Origin of the sequence: Amycolatopsis jiangsuensis (genome assembly GCF_014204865.1) — a bacterium.
GTDB classification, from domain to species: domain Bacteria; phylum Actinomycetota; class Actinomycetes; order Mycobacteriales; family Pseudonocardiaceae; genus Amycolatopsis; species Amycolatopsis jiangsuensis.
Map to the genome: position 1 here is coordinate 1399012 of NZ_JACHMG010000001.1, position 17861 is coordinate 1416872.

At 70.0% G+C, this 17861-nt stretch carries 15 protein-coding genes and 1 pseudogene; 12 read left to right on the forward strand and 4 right to left on the reverse strand.

What is annotated here, in order from left to right; genetic code table 11:
* The first annotated feature begins 25 nt into the window (after positions 1–25).
* The 11 genes and pseudogenes from BJY18_RS06150 (at position 26) to BJY18_RS36685 (ending at position 13058) form a co-directional block, all read left to right on the forward strand.
* Positions 26–1078 carry a cysteine synthase family protein gene (locus tag BJY18_RS06150; protein WP_184778458.1) on the forward strand — a complete coding sequence of 351 codons (1053 nt, stop codon included), beginning with the start codon at positions 26–28 and terminating at the stop codon, positions 1076–1078.
* A complete protein-coding gene (locus BJY18_RS06155) occupies positions 1075–2538 on the forward strand; it encodes an argininosuccinate lyase (RefSeq protein ID WP_184778460.1) in 1464 nt (487 codons plus the stop codon). The genes BJY18_RS06150 and BJY18_RS06155 overlap by 4 nt, the downstream gene beginning before the upstream one ends.
* A gap of 162 nt (positions 2539–2700) precedes the next feature.
* Positions 2701–6831: a non-ribosomal peptide synthetase gene (locus BJY18_RS06160; protein ID WP_376774753.1), complete on the forward strand. Its 4131-nt coding sequence runs from the start codon at positions 2701–2703 to the stop codon at positions 6829–6831.
* Between the two features lie 130 nt (positions 6832–6961).
* Positions 6962–8008 (forward strand): phosphatase PAP2 family protein, encoded by a 1047-nt coding sequence (locus tag BJY18_RS06165; RefSeq protein ID WP_246458781.1) that lies wholly within the window; start codon positions 6962–6964, stop codon positions 8006–8008.
* A 94-nt stretch (positions 8009–8102) separates the two neighbouring features.
* Positions 8103–8414 carry an acyl carrier protein gene (locus BJY18_RS06170; RefSeq protein ID WP_184778463.1) on the forward strand — a complete coding sequence of 104 codons (312 nt, stop codon included), beginning with the start codon at positions 8103–8105 and terminating at the stop codon, positions 8412–8414.
* Positions 8411–9382 (forward strand): ABC transporter ATP-binding protein, encoded by a 972-nt coding sequence (locus BJY18_RS06175; RefSeq protein WP_184778465.1) that lies wholly within the window; start codon positions 8411–8413, stop codon positions 9380–9382. The genes BJY18_RS06170 and BJY18_RS06175 overlap by 4 nt, the downstream gene beginning before the upstream one ends.
* Positions 9379–10188, forward strand: a complete 810-nt coding sequence (locus BJY18_RS06180; protein WP_184778467.1) for an ABC transporter permease — start codon at positions 9379–9381, stop codon at positions 10186–10188. Before BJY18_RS06175 ends, BJY18_RS06180 begins: the two co-directional genes overlap by 4 nt.
* An 81-nt stretch (positions 10189–10269) precedes the next feature.
* Positions 10270–11075, forward strand: a protein-coding gene (locus tag BJY18_RS06185; RefSeq protein WP_184778469.1) for an IS5 family transposase whose coding sequence is annotated in 2 segments (ribosomal slippage) — positions 10270–10609 and positions 10609–11075 — 807 coding nt in all. Because the reading frame shifts where the segments join, the coding sequence is not laid out codon by codon here.
* 37 nt (positions 11076–11112) lie between these two features.
* Entirely contained in the window at positions 11113–12255 is a 1143-nt protein-coding gene (locus BJY18_RS06190; RefSeq protein ID WP_184778471.1) for an IS3 family transposase, read from the forward strand.
* A 40-nt stretch (positions 12256–12295) separates the two neighbouring features.
* Positions 12296–12517: pseudogene (locus BJY18_RS06195) on the forward strand (transposase); the annotation flags it as partial.
* A 364-nt stretch (positions 12518–12881) separates the two neighbouring features.
* On the forward strand, positions 12882–13058 hold the full coding sequence (locus BJY18_RS36685; protein WP_246458783.1) for a hypothetical protein: 177 nt from the start codon (positions 12882–12884) through the stop codon (positions 13056–13058).
* A gap of 163 nt (positions 13059–13221) precedes the next feature.
* Here BJY18_RS36685 and BJY18_RS06205 read toward each other — a convergent pair whose 3' ends face one another.
* Positions 13222–14274 (reverse strand): GlxA family transcriptional regulator, encoded by a 1053-nt coding sequence (locus tag BJY18_RS06205; protein ID WP_312873755.1) that lies wholly within the window; start codon positions 14272–14274, stop codon positions 13222–13224.
* Between BJY18_RS06205 and BJY18_RS06210 the strand changes: the two genes are divergently transcribed.
* Positions 14258–14632, forward strand: coding sequence for a cupin domain-containing protein (locus BJY18_RS06210; RefSeq protein WP_184778473.1), 375 nt, complete (start codon positions 14258–14260; stop codon positions 14630–14632). The genes BJY18_RS06205 and BJY18_RS06210 overlap by 17 nt on opposite strands.
* 33 nt (positions 14633–14665) lie before the next feature.
* Here the strand turns inward: BJY18_RS06210 and BJY18_RS06215 are convergent, their stop codons facing one another.
* The 3 genes from BJY18_RS06215 to BJY18_RS37965 form a co-directional block, all read right to left on the reverse strand.
* Positions 14666–16585: a LamG-like jellyroll fold domain-containing protein gene (locus BJY18_RS06215; protein ID WP_184778475.1), complete on the reverse strand. Its 1920-nt coding sequence runs from the start codon at positions 16583–16585 to the stop codon at positions 14666–14668.
* Positions 16586–16774: 189 nt separating this feature from the next.
* Positions 16775–17626 carry a DUF72 domain-containing protein gene (locus BJY18_RS06220; protein ID WP_512699126.1) on the reverse strand — a complete coding sequence of 284 codons (852 nt, stop codon included), beginning with the start codon at positions 17624–17626 and terminating at the stop codon, positions 16775–16777.
* A gap of 115 nt (positions 17627–17741) precedes the next feature.
* Positions 17742–17855, reverse strand: coding sequence for an alpha/beta fold hydrolase (locus BJY18_RS37965; protein WP_376774644.1), 114 nt, complete (start codon positions 17853–17855; stop codon positions 17742–17744).
* Positions 17856–17861 lie beyond the last annotated feature (6 nt).

Here is a 17861-nt window from a genome sequence, read left to right on the forward strand (position 1 = left end):
TCCACCACACCCGACGAAGGAAGTCATGACCGCAGCGAAAACACCTTTCCGGGAAATCACCGAGGCGCAGTCGCTGCCCCGGCTGGTCCGGCTCGGTCCCAACCTCTACGGCGCCGTGTTCACGCTGATGAAGCTGGTGCCCGCCCGCTACATCCTCCGGTCCGCTTACGACCGGGGCGAAATCGGGCCGGACACGGTCATCGTCGAAACGACGTCCGGCACGTTCGGGCTGGCGCTGGCGATGCAGTCCGCGTTGCTGGAACGCGAACTGGTGCTGGTCAGCGATCCGGTGATCGACCGGAACCTGTACCGCAGGCTCACCGATCTCGGGGCCGAGGTCGAAATCGTCGACCAGCCCGCCGCCGAAGGGGGCCATCAGGGCGCGCGGCTGCGGCGGCTCGCCGAGATCCGCGCGGAGCGGCCCGACACGTTCTGCCCCGAGCAGTACACCAACCCGGACAACCCGAAGTCCTATCAGGTCGTGGCCGAGCACCTGCGGGATTCGCTCGGCGAGATCGACTGCGTGATCGGGCCGGTCGGCTCCGGAGGTTCGTTGTGCGGCACGGTGTCCGCGCTGCGTTCGGGGTCGCCGTTGACCGCCGCGGTCGCGGTGGACACCCATCGCAGTGTCCTTTTCGGACACGAGGACGGGGTCCGCCCGTTGCGCGGGCTCGGCAACAGTCTCTGGCCCGCGAACCTGGACCACCGGATCTTCGACGAGGTGCACTGGTGCTCGGCGGGCCAGGCGTACGCGGCCACCCGCGAGCTGCACCGCAGGCATGCTCTGTTCCAGGGGCCGACGAGCGGCGCCGCCTACGTCGCGGCGCGCTGGTGGGCGGCCAAGAACCCGGACGCCCTGTGCGTGGTGATGATGCCCGACGAGGGCTACCGCTACCAGGAGACCGTCTACGACGACCAGTGGCTGGCCGGTCAGGGTCTCACGGCCGTGCTGCCGGCCGCCGAGCCGGTCGAGGTGTCCGAACCGCGCGCGGCCGACGGCGACTGGAACCGGTTCCGCTGGGCGAGGCGGGAGTACTCGGAGGTTCTCGGGACGGCGCCCTCGGCGGGGCGGCAGTGACCGACACCGGACGGCTGAAGGCAGGACTCGGTCGCCGGACGGGGTCGCTTGTCTTCGGCACGTCCCGTCAGCACGACATCGCTCCCGAGCTCGAACTGAGCACGACCGTCGACCTCGCGCACGTGGTGATGCTGGCCAGGCAGGGCCTGCTCGACGGACTCGCCGCGGCCGAGCTGCTGCGGCTGATCACGCGGCTGCGCGAGGGGAACTTCGCCGAAGTGGCCGGCCGGCCCGCCCCGCGCGGGCTCTACTTGATGTACGAGGACTTCCTGGTCGCCGAACTCGGTGCGCGGACGGGCGGGATGCTGCACACAGGCAGGTCCCGCAACGACCTCAAGGCCGCCTGCACCGCGCTGCGGCTGGGCCGCTGGGTGCGCGAGGCGGGCGAGCAGGCCGTGCGGCTGCAGGCCGTTCTGCTCAACCGGGCCAGGACGTTCTGGGACGCCGTGATGCCGGTGCACACGCACTTCCAGCCCGCCATGCCGATCACCTACGGCTACTACCTCGCCGGGATCGCCCAGCTGCTCGGCCGTGACCTCGCCGCGCTGCGGCAGGCCGTGGACGGGCTCGACCGGTGCCCGATGGGCGCGGGCGCGGTCGCGGGCACCGACCTGCCGATCGATCCGGCGGCGGTCGCCCGGCTGCTCGGGTTCGCCCGGCCCGCCGGGCACGCGCTCGACGCGGTCGCCAGCCGGGACGTCCCGCTGCGGGTGCTGGGCGCGGTCGCCGGGCTGGGCGTGACGTTGAGCAGGCTCGCCACCGACCTGCAACTGTGGTCGTCGGCCGAGTTCGGGTTCGTGACGTTCCCCGAGCGGCTGGTCGGCGGAAGCTCCGCGATGCCGCAAAAGCGCAACGCGTTCCTGCTCGAACACCTCAAGGCGAAGGCGGGGCACGCGATCGGCGCGTGGACCGCGGCCGCCAGCACGATGAAGTCGACCCCGTTCACCAACTCCATCGAAACCGGCACCGAGGCGGTCGCCGCGATCTGGCCCGGCCTGGACGCGGTGGCCGAGGGCGTGCTGCTGGCGCAAGTGGTCGCGAGCGGGGCCCGTCCGATGCCCGACCGGATGCGGGCCTCGGCGGAGCGCGGATTCGTCACCGCCACGGCACTGGCCAACGATCTCGTCCGGGCGGGAGTGCCGTTCCGGGCCGCGCATCATCTCGTGGGCGCCGCGGTCCGCGCCGCGCTCGAACGCGGCGGCTCGGCCGTCGAGGCGGCGGACCTGCCGCAGGACCATCGCGCCGCGGTGTCCGGCCGGTCCTACGACGTCGCCGCGGCCGCCGAAGCGGCGTCCTTCGGTGGCGGGCCCGGCGCGTTCGACGAGGTGTTCGCCGAAGCGTGCCGAGATTGGTCCGAGCACCGCAGCTGGCTCGCCGCGGCGCGCACGGCCCAGCAAACGGCCCGCGAGGAACTCGACATGGCTGTCGCCGCGATGATGAACGGGGAGACCGCGAAATGAGCACCCGGCGAGAACAATGGTTCGCCTTGGTGGAGAGCAACACCACCGGGTCCGGCCGGGAATTCTGCCGGGCCGCCCGCGCCCGCGGGCTGCGCCCGGTCGTGCTCGCGGCCGACCCCGTCCGTTATCGACGACGACTTCTTCGCCCTCGGCGGGCATTCGCTGCTCGCCACCAAGCTGGTCAGCCGCGTCCGCTCGGTGCTGGGCGCGCAACTCGGGCTGCGCCAGTTGTTCTCCACTCCGACAGTCGCGGCGCTGTCGGAGATCCTCGACGGCGACGGGCCGGTCCGGCCCGCGGTCGTCCGAGCCAAGCGGCCGGACCGGCTGCCGCTGTCGTTCGCGCAGCGACGGCTGTGGTTCCTCGCCCGGTTGGAGGGCGCCAGCCCGGTCTACAACATGCCGGTCGTGCTGCGTCTGTCCGGAAAGCTGAACGTGGACGCGCTGAGCGCGGCGGTCGCCGACCTCGTCGCGCGCCACGAGGTACTGCGCACCGTGTTCGGCGAGGACGAGCAGGACGCGTTCCAGCGAGTGCTGCCCGCGACGGAGACTCCGCCGGTGCGGGTCGCCCGGATCGACGCGAACGAGGCGGCCGCCGCCGTGGACGAGATCGTCCACGAACCGTTCGACCTGACCGAACCTCCGTTGCGGGTCGCCGTGCTCGAAATCGGGCCGGAGGAGCACGTCCTCGTCCTGGTCTTGCACCACATCGCGGGCGATGGGTGGTCGCTGCCGCTGCTCTCGGGCGACCTGCTGACCGCCTACCAGGCCCGCGACCGCGGCACCGCGCCCGGCTGGACGCCGTTGCCGGTGCAGTACGCCGACTATGCCTTGTGGCAGCGGGACTTTCTCGGCAACGAGGACGACCCGGCGAGCGTCGTCGCCGGTCAGCTCGGTTTCTGGCGGGACGCGCTCGCCGACGCCCCGGAGGAGCTTCGGCTTCCGGCGGACCGGCCCCGGCCCCCGGTCGCCTCGCACCGCGGGGGCTCGGTGCGCTTCGAAGTGCCTCCCGAGGTGCACCGCAAGGTGCTCGACGTGGCGCGGCGATACCGGGCCAGCGCGTTCATGGTCGTGCAAGCGGCGGTCTCGGCGCTGCTGTCCCGGCTCGGCGCCGGGCCGGACATCGTCATGGGCACTCCCGTCGCGGGCCGCTCCGACGAAGCGCTGGACCGGATGGTCGGCTTCTTCGTCAACACCCTCGTGCTGCGCACGGACACCTCCGGCGACCCCGCGTTCGCCGAACTGGTCGGCCGGGTGCGGGACTGGGACCTCGCGGCGTTCGACCATCCGGACGTGCCGTTCGAGCGGCTGGTGGAGGCGCTCAACCCGGAGCGCTCGCTGGCCAGGCACCCGCTGTTTCAGGTGATGTTCTCCTGGGACAACAACGATCACGGCGCGCTCGCCACGGGCCCGGCCGGGCTCGCGGTCACCCCCGAACTCCCGGGCAAGCAGATCGCCAAGTTCGACCTGATGCTGTCCTTCGCCGAGCGCTACGCCGAGACCGGCCTGCCTGGCTGGATCAGCGGGTCCGCCGAGTTCGCCGCGGACCTGTTCGACCGCGGCACGGTGCAGGTCATGATGTCGCGGCTGGTCCGGCTGCTCGACGCGCTCGTCTCCGCGCCCGCCCGCCGGATCGGCGCGGCTCCCCTGCTCGACGAGTCCGAGCGCGGGCGGCTGGCCGAATGGTCGGGGCTCCCCCGGCCGCTGCCCGGCCGCACGCTGTCCGACCTGCTCAGGGACCAGGTCGCGCGGACCCCGGACGTCGTCGCCGTGGCGGACACCGGGCTGACCTACCGCGAACTGGACCTCGCCGCCAGACGGCTGGCAGGCACGCTGCTCGCCGCCGGGGCCGAGCCGGACGCCGTCGTCGCGGTGCTCGCACCGCGCTCGGCGGAGCTGGTCGTCGCACTGGCCGGCACGGTGCACGCGGGCCTGGCCTACCTCCCGCTCGACCCGGACCTGCCCGCCGAACGCATCGAGCTGATGCTCGCCGACGCCGAGCCCGCCGTCGTGCTTGTCGCCCCCGGTCACGAAAGGCTGCTGCCCGAGGAGACCGACGCGATCAGGCTCGACCTCGCCGCGTTCGGCGAGCCGGCCGCCGCCCTCTCCGGGCGAGTACGACCGGCGCAGCTGGCGTACCTGCTTTATACCTCCGGCTCGACCGGGCAGCCGAAGGCCGTCGCGATGCCCGGCGGAGCGATGGTCAACCTCATCGAGGGCCAGCGGGCGCAGCTGCCCGCCGAGCCGGGCACCCGGACCGCGCTGGCCACTGCCGTCGGATTCGACGTTTCGGTGCAGGAAATGCTGCTGGCACTGGCCACCGGCCGGACCCTCGTCGTCTGCCCGGAGGAGGTGCGCACGGACCCGGACCGGATGGCAGGCTGGCTGGCCGAACAGGAGATCGCGGAGCTGTTCGCCCCGAACCTGGTGATCGAGGCCGTCGCCGAAGCCGCGCTCGCCCGCGGTGCGGAACTGCCTGCGCTGCGCCGGATCGTGCAGGCGGGCGAGGCGCTCGTGCCACGCGCCGCGCTGCGTTCGCTGTACCGCACGGGGCCGGACCGGGACCTGGTCAACCAGTACGGACCGACCGAGAGCCACGTCGTCACCAGCGCCGCCGTCGCAGGCGATCCGGACCGGTGGCCCGCCGCACCGCCGATCGGCAGGCCCGTGCCGGGCGCCGGCGCGCACGTGCTCGACGCGTCGCTGCGGCCCGTCCCGCCCGGCGTGCCCGGAGAGCTGTACCTCTCCGGCGCCGCGCTGGCCCGCGGCTACCACCGCAGGCCAGGGCTGACCGCGGAGCGGTTCGTCGCCGCGACCGGCGGGGTGCCGGGTTCGCGGATGTACCGCACCGGCGACCTGGCCCGCTGGCGTGCCGACGGGCTGCTGGAGTACGTCGGCCGGTCCGATGCCCAGGTCAAGATCCGCGGCGTCCGGGTGGAACCGGGCGAGGCGGAGGCCGTGCTGGCCGAGCACCCGCAGATCGCGCGGGCGGCAGTGGTGCCGAAGCGCGCGGCGGGAGGGGAACTGTGGCTCGTCGCCTACGTCGTGCCGGCTTTGGCCGCGCCGGACGCGGGAGTCCTGCGCAAGTATCTCGCCGAACGGGTGCCCGGCTATCTCGTGCCCTCGGCGTTCGTGGTGCTGGAAGCGCTGCCGCTGACCCCCAACGGCAAGCTCGACCGGCGTGCCCTGCCCGAGCCCGAGAGCGCGGGCGGCGGCGCTGCCGCGGGCACCCCGCTCGAGGAGACCCTCTGCGGGCTGTTCGCCGAGATCCTCGAAGTGCCGGAGCCCGGGATCGACGACGACTTCTTCGCGCTGGGCGGCCATTCCTTCCGTGCCACCAAGCTGGTCGCCGGGATCAAGTCCAGGGTCGGCGTCGAACTGTCGGTGCGCAGCCTGTTCGAAGCACCCACGGTGCGGCTGCTCGCCGAGGAGGTCCGGCGTGGCGGCGAGCGCCGCTCGGCGGGCTCGTACGACGCCCTGCTTCCGTTGCGCGGAACCGGAAACGAGCCGCCGCTGTTCTGCGTCCATCCGGGCGCGGGGCTGAGCTGGTGTTACGCCGGGCTGATGACGCACTTGCCGCGGACAGTGCCCGTCTACGGGCTGCAGGCCCGCGGGCTGGACCGGGCCGACCCGCTCGCGGCGAGCGTGCCCGAAATGGCCGCCGGCTACGTCGCCGAGCTGAGGCGGATCCAGCCGGAAGGGCCCTATCGGCTGCTCGGGTGGTCGTTCGGCGGACTGGTGGCCCACGAGGCCGCCCGCCTGCTCCAGGACAGCGGTCAGGAGGTGTCCCTGCTGGCGCTGGTGGACGCCTTCCCTCCGCAGCAGGGGCTCGATCCCGGGGACCTGGACGAGCACTCCCTCGTCGCGGGCAACCTGCGGGCGGCGGGTTTCGAGGTCGACGACCGCGAACTGGCCGCGGACCCCGATGCCGTGCTCGCCCGGTTCGTCCGTCATCTGGCCGAGACCGGCCAGGCCATGGGCGGCGTGGGCGAGGACCGCGTCGGCGGGCTCAAGGACGTCTACGTCAACAACGTTCGCCTGATGCGGGGCTACCGGCCGAGGGTGCTGGACAGCGGAGCCGTGCTGTTCACCGCGGCGCGAGTCCCGGCGAAGCTGGCCGGCGTGCTCGGGCCGCACTCCTGGGCGCCCTACCTGCGAGGCGAGGTGCGCACGCACGAGATCGACGCGGAGCACGAACAGCTGCTCACCGAGTCCGCGCCCACCGGCCAGATCGGACGTCTGCTCGCCGGCTACCTGGAAGGTCGTGACCAGGGCTTTATAACGAAAGTCAGGTGAGGACCTGACGAAGGATGCGGCGGCCGTTGCCGATCGATCGCAGCGCCGGACCCGTTCGGTTACCTACCGTGGTGATCATGAAAGCCAGGCAGCGCGGCGAACACCGCGAGCCGAACGGGGAAGGACAGCGATGATCAAGAAGGTGGGTGCGGCCGGCGGGATCGCCGCCGCGATCGGTGTGCTGGGCGCGGCTCCGGCCTACGCCGCCGCCGATCCGGACGCGATCGGCGCGGGCACCGGCAACGGCCTGTACGACGCCGTCATCAAGTTCGCGGCGAGCACGCCGTCGTGGATGCAAAGCCTCGGCGCGGCGTTCACCAAGGCGGGTCTGCTGATCATCGCCGTGCTGTACCTCGTGACCTGGTGGCGTGCCCGCGGCCGCGGTCCCGGCAATCCGCGGGAGGTCGCGCTGGCCATCCTCGCTCCGCTGGCCACCGGCGTCGCCTACATCATCAGCGAAGTGGTCAAGACCCTCGTCAGCGAAGACCGCCCGTGCCGGGGACTGCCCGGCACCGCCACGGTGGTGGAGTGCCCGGAGGTCGGCGACTGGTCGATGCCGAGCAACCACGCCACGATCGCGGCCGCGGGCGCGGTCGGGTTGATCTTCGCCTGGCGCAAGCTGATGCCGTGGGTGATCGCCATCGCGCTGCTGATGACCTTCTCCCGGGTCTTCGTCGGTGTGCACTACCCGCACGACGTGCTCGTCGGGCTCTTGCTCGGCGCGGTGGTCGCGGCGGCGGCCGTGTACTTCTCGACCGGCGTGATGACCGGCCTCGTGGAGCGGTTCACCGGCCACCCCCTGGTGGGCAAGCTGCTCACGGCCGAGGCCCCGGCCCAGGCGGAACCGAGCGAGCGTGCTGCCGCCAGGGCTCCCTCGGCCCGGCGCGTCGCGAACCCGGCCGAGCAGCCCACGGAGCAGCTGAGGAGGCCACGGCAGGGCCAGCCGATGCAGCCGCAGGGGCGCCCCGCGCCGCGGCAGGCGCCGAACGTTCAAGAACCGATGCGGCACCCGCGGCAGAACCGGCCCGCCGACCACGGCTACGGCGACCAGCCCCGCAGGTCTGGCCCCCCGCAGTCCCGCCAGACGCCGCCGGACCGGGGACAGACCGCCTGGCCCTCGGACGGCCGCGCCGAGCCGCGGCCCGGTTTCGACCCGCGCAGCCGCGATCACCGGTGACCGTACGTCGCCCTGGAATCCGGGTCTGACTCCGATTCCAGGGCCGCACCTCCGTGGCACCGAGCCGGTGCCGCGTCCACTGTGGAGGTGGCCTATGCGCTCAACCGACCAGAGCGCGAATTTCGACCGGATCATGCGGGATCTGATCCCCGCGCTGGCCGACGAGCCCACGATCGACGACGACCAAGACCTCTCCGAAGCGGGCCTGGACTCGATCGGCGTGGTGGAACTGGTGCTGCGGCTGGAGAAACAGCTGGGCGTCCGCTTCCCGGACAGCGCACTGGACCCGGATGTCTCCCTCACCGCAGGGCATTTCCGGCACCACGTCGAGGACCAGCTGCGGCAGCAACGGGAACGGCGTGCCGTCTGCCCCCTGCGCTCGCATGCGACCGAAGGACGACCATGATCTCCATTCAACGACTCACCAAGCATTTCGGTGACCGGGTCGCCGTCAACGACCTGAGCTTCACCGTGCAAGCCGGCAAGGTCACCGGCTTCCTCGGCCCCAACGGCGCCGGGAAGTCGACCACGATGCGGATGCTCCTCGGGCTGGACAGCCCCACGTCGGGCGCCGCCCTCGTCGACGGCAAGCCCTACCGGGAGCTGAAGGACCCGCTGCGCAAGGTCGGCGCGCTGCTGGAGGCCAAATCGCTGCACCCGAGGCGTTCGGCCCGCAATCACCTGCTGGCCCAAGCGCACAGCCACGGCATTCCCGCTCGCCGGGTGGACGAGGTGCTGGCCGAAGTGCACCTGACCGAGGTCGCGGGCAAGCCCGCGGGCGAGTTCTCGCTGGGCATGAGCCAGCGGCTCGGGATCGCCGGCGCGCTGCTCGGCGATCCCGAGGTGCTGATGTTCGACGAGCCGGTGAACGGTCTCGACCCGGACGGGGTGCGCTGGGTGCGCGAGCTGGTTCGCGCGATGGCCGGGCAAGGCCGGACCGTGCTGCTGTCCAGCCATCTGATGAGCGAGATGCAGCTGACCGCCGACCACCTGGTGATCATCGGCCGGGGCGAGCTGATCGCGGACACCTCGATGGCCGACCTGATCAGGAACAACGAGGGCAACACCGTCACCGTGCGCAGCCCGGAGACGCGCGGGCTCGGCGCCGTCGCCGAGCAGTTGCGCGCGGCGTTCCACGACGTCCGCCGTCCCTCGCCTTACGAACTGGTGGTCCGCGGCGCTGCACCGGAGCAAGTCGGCGACGCGTGCTTCCGCCATCGCGTGCCGGTGCACCGCTTGCAGACCTCAGAAGCCTCGCTGGAGAACGTGTACATGGAGCTGACAGCGGGAGCGGCCGAGTACGCCGCACCGGTCGAGCGGGTCCCCGAAGCCGGGGCGCTGATGGAGCAGAAGGCGAAGGTGGGGCAGTCATGACGGTCGCGCACGAAGTGGCCGCCGACCGCGCGGACACCGGACGAGGCAAGGCGGGCCTGCTCGGGGCCGTGCGCAGCGAGTGGACGAAGTTCCGCACCCTGCGCTCGTCCTGGTGGACCCTCGGCGTCGCGTTCGCCCTGCTCGCCGCGGGTGTCATCGTCGCGTCGGTGTCGACGAGGTCGCAGCACGCGGCGGGTGGCGCGGACGCCTTCTCCAGTTCGGCGCCGTACGTGGCGGCGCAGACCGCGGACTTCCTGGTGCAGTGGGCGGCGGTGATCCTCGCGGTGCTGATGATCGCCAGCGAGTACAGCACCGGGAGCATTCGCACGACCCTGCAGTGGGTGCCCAACCGAGGGCGCATGCTGATGTCGAAGGTCCTGGTCCTGGTGCCGATCCTGTTCCTCGTCGGCCTGGCGGTCGGCGTGGTCGGAATCGGCGGGGCGATCATCGGGCTCGGCGAGTTCGGCGAGCCCTACCCCCTGTCCTACGCGACCGAGGTCGTCCTCGGCATCGCCCTCTACCTCCCGATGGTCGGGGTGTTCTGCCTCGGGCTGGCCACGATGCTGCGCAGCGCGGCGAGCGCCACCGTGGCCGCGTTCGTCCTGCTGCTGATCCTGCCGTCCCTGCTGCCCTCGGTGGGGCTGAAGGTGGTCGGCGCGATGTTGCAGGGCAAGGCCGGATCGGTGCTGATGTCCGGGATTCCCAACGAGTACTACGGCAGGCCGGGGGCGATCGTCATCGCACTGTGCTGGGCTGTGGCAGCCGTGCTAGGCGGCTACCTGACACTGCGCCGGCGGGACGTCTAACAGGCCTCGTGAGTGTTTATCCCAGTTAGAGCGTGTCTCACTTGGTTGTTGGTTGAGGTGTGGGCATGATCATGAGCTGTGATGGACGAGTTGTCGCGACGGCTGGTGCCCGACGAGTTGTGGGCGCTGGTCGAACCGTTGATCCCGCCGGGAAAGACGCGCCCGCAGGGTGGCGGCATGTCACGAGTGGGCGACCGGGCGGTGTTCACCGCGATCGTGTTCGTGCTGACCAGCGGCTGCGCCTGGCGGCATCTGCCGCGCAGCTTCGGGGGCACCGTGCCGACAGCGCATCGGCGGTTCACCGAGTGGACCAAGGTCGGCCTGTGGCGCGATGTGCACCGGGCGGTGCTGGACAAACTTGGCGGCAAGGGCATGATCGACTGGTCGCGTGCGGTCCTGGACGGAGCATCCGTCAGGGCCAAAAGGGGGGCGGTCTGACCGGTCGGAGCCCGGTCGATCGCGGCAAGCCCGGCTCGAAGATCCATGTGCTGTCCGACCGGGCCGGACTTCCGTTAACCGTTGGGATCTCCGCGGCCAACACTCACGACAGTCACGCGCTCAGACCCTTGGTCAACGCGCTGCCGCCGATCCGGTCTCGCCGCGGACCGCGCCGCCGGAAACCGGCCAAGCTCCACGCCGACAAGGCCTACGACATCCCAGCCCTACGCGACTGGCTCCGCCGGCGCGGGATCATCCCGCGCATCGCCCGCAAAGGCATCGAATCCACCGAGAAACTCGGAAGACACCGGTGGGTGATCGAACGGTCCATCGCCTGGCTGACCAGCTACCGGCGCCTGACCATCCGCTACGAACGCAAACCCAGCCACTACCTCGCCTTCCTCACCCTCGCCGCCACCATCACCTGTTACAAGAAACTCGCCAAATGAGACACGCTCTTATGCCACTTGATCTTGAGAGGGTGGTATGGGACGACGTGGGTATCCGCCGGAGTTCCGGCGGAGGGTGCTGGACCTGATCGAGGCCGGCCGCAAGGTCGCCGACGTGGCGCATGATCTGGGGCTCAGCGATCAGACGATCTACAGCTGGCGGCGACAGGATCGGATCGACCGGGGCCTGGAGTCCGGGTTGACCAGCGCGGAGAAGGCCGAGCTGACCGCCGCGAAGAAAAAGATCGCCGAGCTGGAGAGCGAGTTGGCGGTGCATCGGCGAGCGACCGAGCTGCTGAAGGAGGCGGTGCGCCCAAAAGCCCGCTACGCCGCGATCGCGGCGATGACTGAGGAGGGTTTGCCGGCCCAGCTCGCGTGCCGCGTGCTGGGAGTGTCGGAGTCGGGGTTCTACGCCCGGCGATCCCGGTCACCGTCAGCCCGATCGATCCGGCATGCCTGGCTGACCGATCTGATCACCGAGATCCACCAGAACTCCCAGGGGCGCTACGGTGCCCGCCGCGTGCACGCCGAGCTGCGGCTGGGGCGGGGGATCCAGGTCGGTCACGGGGCAGTGGAGATGCTGATGCGCCGCGCCCGTCTGGTCGGCGCGATGAGGCGGCCGCGGTGGAAGCGCACCAAGCCCGATGAGATCGCCAAGGATCTGGTAAAGCGTGATTTCACCGCCGCGGGGCCGAACCGCAAGTGGCTCACAGACATCACTGAGCATCGCACCCGCGAGGGCCAGGTCTACTGCGCGGTCGTTCTCGATGTCTACTCCCGCCGTGTGGTCGGCTGGTCTATCGATTCCTCACCGACAGCGGGCCTGGTGACCAACGCGCTCGGCATGGCCATCGACAACCGGGCACCGCAGTCTGGCACGATCATCCACTCCGACCAGGGAGTCCAATACGGATCATGGGCCTTCACCAAGCGCGCCAAGGATTCTGGGCTGGTTCCGTCGATGGGCAGCGTCGGCGACTGCTACGACAACGCGATGATGGAGTCGTTCTGGTCGCGCATGCAGGTCGAACTACTCGACCGCCACCGATGGCGTACCCGGGTCGAGCTGGCCAACGCGATCTTCGAGTACCTCGAAATCTGGCACAACCGCCAACGACGCCACAGCAGCCTCGGCTGGCTCAGCCCAGTAGAGTACGAAAAAGCAACCATCGTGGCATGACAATCCAGCAACCGGACTCCACGAAACCCGGGGCAGACCAGTCCGCGACCGCGGCATCAAGGTCCGGATCGCCCGCAAAGGCATCGAATCCAAGGACAAACTCGGTAAACACCGTTGGGTGATCGAACGAACCATGGCCTGGTTCACCGGCTACCGGCGCCTGACCCTGCGCTACGAACGCAAAGCCGAGCACTTCCTCGCCTTCCTCATCCTCGGCGCAGCACTCACCTGCCACAAGAAACTCCGCAAACTCACCACATGAGACAAGCTCTTATCCCGGCCAGTGGGAGTCCTCGGCTTCGGCCGATGGCGGCATCAGCAGAGCCGACGACGACCGCATCCGCTGCGATCGCCTGCGAGGACCGGGTACGAGCGAGTCCCCGCACCTCTGCGGTCTCGTTCGTTCAGGCGGCGAACCGCTCCGCGAAGCGCGCCGTGAAGGCTGCGCCTCGACCTCGAGGGAGCACCGGTGCAGGCCAGTTGCCTCGGTCCCGCGCACACCGAGGGCGACAGCGTCGTGCTCGTGCCCTCGGAGGGCGTGCTGTACGCGGGCGATCTGCTGTTCATCGGTGGCACACCGATCAGCTGGGCCGGCCTTTGTCGAACTGGATCGCCGCGTGCAAGACATGTCCGCGGAGGAGGCCATGCGCGACATCTCCCCCGGTCGCTTCGCCGGACTCGACGAGCGCGGCCGGATCGCACAAAACGTGCTGGCCGCCTACTACGAACTGGATCCCGGGATGGAACGGGTCGACACCCGCGAGGTCTTCCGCCGCATCGCCGAGCTGGAGGGATTCGCCTGATCGCCCGCGGGAATCCGCGGATCTCTGTTCGAATCGGTGCCGGTGCGCAACCCGGCGGCCACAACGGTAATTCCGGGGCGGACATCGATCTTTCGGCGGGCGTGGTCGCCCGTTGAAGCGCAAACGGCGCATGAACCGTGGAATGTGCGGTCGCGCTGCGTTTTCAGTCTCGGACGAGTGCGAACTGCTGGCGATACGTGGCGGGGCTGAGTCCGGTGTGCCGTCGGATCAGGGTTCTCAGGTTTGCCGTTGTGCCCAGGCCGCTGCGACGGGCGACTGCTTCCAGGGAAAGATCGGTCTGCTCCAACAGCCGTTGCGCCAGCTGTACGCGCTGTGTGGTCAGCCAAGCCAACGGTGTCGTACCCATCTCGGCCTGAAAACGGCGGTGAAAAGTCGTCGTGCTCATGTGTGCCTGTTCGGCCATTTCGGCGACCGAGATCTGCTCACTCAAGCGGCTGCTCACCCGCTCCAAAGCCGCGGCGAGAGGGCGTACTGTCGTCTCGGGCACCGAGTGTTCGATGAATTGCTTTTGGCCGCCTTCGCGGAAAGCACTGAACACCAGTCGTCGGGACACCTGGTTCGCGACGTCCGCGCCCCAGTCCTTGCGCACGATATGCAACGCGAGGTCGAGCGCCGCGGCGCTGCCTGCCGAAGTCAGCACGTCGCCGTCGTCGACGAACAGGACGTCCGGCTCGACCCGCACATCGGGGTGGCGGCCCACGAAATCGTCGAGCAGCTGCCAATGGACCGTTGCCCGCCGCCCCGCGAGCACCCCTGCTTCGGCGAGCGTGTAGGCACCTGTGCACAGTCCGACCAGCCGCGCCCCGCGTCGATGCGCCTTCCGGATGGCGTCGAGGACAGCCGGACGCGTGCCGGCGTCGACGTCCGGACGGTTGGGCACGATCACGGTGTCGGCCTCCGCGATCGCATCGAGACCGGCGACGCCCGACAGGCGAAACAGGCCGTCCCGCATCACCGTGGTCGAACGAGGAGAACCGATCCGCAGCGAGTACGCCTCGAACCCGAGCTCCGGGCGGCGGGCGCCGAACACCTCGCACACGCACGCCATCTCGAACGGGTTGGACCCCTCGTCGACCAGCAACGCAACGGAGCGCGGACCGGCAGATCGGTAGGATTCTTTCGTCACGTGCCATTTATACCACTGCCGGGCCGGCGCCGACGGCTTTACTGTCGAGGGCATGAACGCACCGGTCACGCTGGCGGACCACCTCGACGCCCTCACCGAATACTGGTCCCAACGTGTCGTCGCGGAGGCCAACGGCAGCCTCTTCAAGGTGGCCAAGGGCATCGGTTCAACGCGGTGGCACGCCCATGAGGACGAGGACGAAACGTTCCTTCTCCTCGCCGGCGAACTCACGATTCAACTGCGTGCCGGAGACGTGCGACTGCGACCCGGCGACCTGTTCGTGATTCCGCGCGGGGTGGAGCACTGCCCGGTCGCCGGCGACGAAGCCCGTTTCCTCATCATCGGCCCTTCGGTCACGTCGAACGCCGCCGGCGGCAAACCGGAGTGGAGCTACAACGGTGGCACGCAGCCGGTCGAAACTGCGTGAATCGCCACATTCTTTACGCGTGACAGAGGCTGGTCACGTGGTCATGAACTCGTCCGTACGCAGTGCGCGGTTGACGATGCGGACGTCGCCGATCCAGCCGTGGAATACGTTGTCGAGACCGCCGCCGTATTCGTGGGCGCCCAACAGCCAGGTGAGACCGAGGGACGAAATTCCGGCGGAGTCGGTGAAGGGGTTGTCGGCCACCGGGGAGCTTTCCACGTACAGCGTGGTGCGGTGTCCGTCGTTGACCACCGCGATGTGCCACCACTGCTCTTCGGGCAGGCCGTGGCTCCAGTTGGTGGTCGGGTAGGTCTGGTTGAGCGGATAACAGTTGAACTGCACCTCGCGACCGTTGTTCGTGGTCATCAGCTGTGCCACCGGCTCTTTCGGGTCGGTGTTCTTGCCGTGCTTGCCCGCGTCGCCGGACGCGCCACGGCGGACGAGTACGGGCATGTTGCCGTTGGTGCCACCGTCCCAGTCGCGCGGGATCTTCACGAACGTCTCGATGGTGTAGCCGCGCCGGAACGTCTCGGTGTTCAGCGGCGCGCGCGAGCCTGTGCTCAGGTACGCGCCGTGCAGCGGCTCCTTGCCGCCGTCGAACCGCAGGCTGGCGTGGCCCGGCTGGTCGGGATGGTGTTCGTCGGTCCAGACCAGCGCATCGGGAGCGGTGCCGGCGACCGCCCGCAGCGTGAGGTCGTTGCCATGGCCCGACAGGTCGCGTACCCGCTGCGCGCCGGTGACGGGACTGCCGTTCGCGCCGACCCCGTCGAAGCGCCAGTACGCCACCGTGCCCGGGACGAGCATCCTCCCGGCCGGCCGCGCCGGGCGGACCGGAATCGGGAGGAAGCCGGCGAAACGCTGTTCGAAGTCGAACGGCATCGAGAAACGGTCGACCGGCGTCGTCAGCCGCGACTCCAGCACCTCCATGCGGTTGCGCTTCGCCGGGTCCTTTTCGAGGATCCACGGCGAAATCGTCTCGACGTCGATCGTGTTGCGCTCGAGGTCGAAATGGTACAGGCGCAGCATCCCGCCACCGCTCATGTACCGGTTCTGGTAATTCGTGATGTGCAGATGCACGTCGTGGCCGGCCGCGTTCTTCTTCGTCATCCGGCCCGACGGCCAGTAGTGCCCGTTGAGCGTGAGGAAGACCTGGTCGTTGTCCTTGACCAGCGAGTCCCACACGGTCTGCCCGTAGTCGGTGATCTCGGCGTTGCTCTCGGGATCGCCCGATTCGTACGGGTAGACCTCGTCACCGTAAGTCGGCGCGACGATCTCGTGACAGGTGAGAATCACCGGCATTCGCGGGTTTTTCGCGATCACGTCATTGGCCCACGCGAAACCGGCGGCCGAGGTGCGCCAGTCCATGGCCAGCAGCAGCCACTCCTGCCCGGCCGCGCGAAAAACGTGCGCGGTGTTGTAACCACTGGCGTCAGATCCCAGGAACGACTTCCGGCGGCGGAACCGCCGCGGTCCCATCATCTGCAGATACGGCGTGTTGCCACGCGTGTCGTCACCGGAAACATCGTGGTTGCCGGCAAGCACGCTGTAGGCGACGCCCGCCGAGTCGGCCGTCTTGAACGTCCGGTCCACCGCCCGGAACGACGTGACGTCACCGTCCTGCGTCAGGTCGCCGAGGTGGGCCATGAAGACGACGTTGGCGTCCGGCCCGCGGCTGTTCTCGATCACATACCGCAGCGACGCTTCCTGCGGCTCCGGGTTGATGCTGTTCTGGCTGCCCCAATACAGATACTGGGTGTCGGGCATCACCGCGACGGTGAACTGGCGGCTCTCGCCGTCCGGGTTCCACCTGCCGCCGCGGCTGTTCGCGCTGACCGGGCTGTCAGCGGCCGCGGGCGCGACCCCGAGCGCACCCAGCGCCGTCGCGCCGACGCCGGCCAGCCCTGCGTTCCGCAGGAAGGACCGTCGGTCCGACCCCACCTGATTTTCGCGCATGCTCTGCCTCATTCGGGTTTCCAGGGAGAATCACTCGGCGAACCGGACGCTATTCCCGGCTGCTTGAGCCGATGCGAACAGCAGATGGCCCGCTTGCGTCGGCTCGCTTACTTCGCGCGTCTTCGGCAGCCCGCGCCTTGTCACGCGGCGCGGCCGGTCCGGTGCCCGGTGACGAACTGCTCAGTGCCCTCAGAACAGGGTCGCGGGCTCGATCGGCTCCGGCTCGGGCAGTGCCTCGAGACCGGGAAGCAGCGCTCGCACGTCGTCGTGGAAGCGGCGGGCGAGCGCCGGCGCGTCGACGTTGTCGGGCGTGTGCAGGAAGACCGTCGGCGACCGGCCCTCGCGCAGCCAGCCGGCGACCACCGTGGTCCACGGCCGCCACCCCGCGACGGTCTCCTCGACCGAGTCCCGGCCCAGGTAGCGGACGATCGGCTGGTCGGTCAGCGCCCGCGTCCGCCGCGGCAGCCGCGGCTTCTTGGCCCAAGCCTCCTGCTCGGCCTCGCTGACCGGTGGGCTCTGAAAGAAGACGGTGGTGTCGAACGGAACCCACTCGGCATCCGCGCCGGCGAGCGTCCGCTCCAGCAGCGACGTCGACCCGGCTTCGGTGAAGAACCCGGGGTGCCGCACCTCCACGGCGCGCCGGCGGTCGGCGGGAAGCCGCCGCAGGAAGCGGCCGAGCACATCGACGTCCGCGGGACCGAACGAGCCGGGCAGCTGGGTCCACAGGACCGCCCGCTCCCCCAGCGGTTCGATCGCGTCCAGGAACGCGCGCATCTCGGGCTCGACCCCGGCGAACCGTCGCTCGTGCGTGACGGCCTTGGGCACCTTCACGACGAACCGGAAGCCGGGGCCGGTCTGCCGCGCCCACGTCGCGACGGTGGCACTGGCCGGGGTCGCGTAGAAGGTCGTGTTGCCCTCGACGGCGTTGCACCAGCCGGCGTAGGCCCGCAGACGCTCCCCGGCCGGCAGCGACTGCGGCACGAACCGGCCGGGCCACGCTTTGTGGGTCCACATCGCGCATCCGACATGAAGACGTGCCACTCCCCTGCGCTCCTCTCGATCGCGAATCGAAGCTACTACGCGGGCGACCGTTTCCGCGCGCGGCCGAGAGCGACCGGCGCTGCCCTGTCGCGTCGGAGTGGAGAACGGCGGTGTGTCAGGCCACGATCGCGCCCCAGTCATGGCCGACGAGGTGTGCTTCGGCCACTCCGGCAGCGTCGAGGAGGCCGATCACGTCGGCCACCGGCATCGGAATCCCGTAGTCGGCCACCGCCGC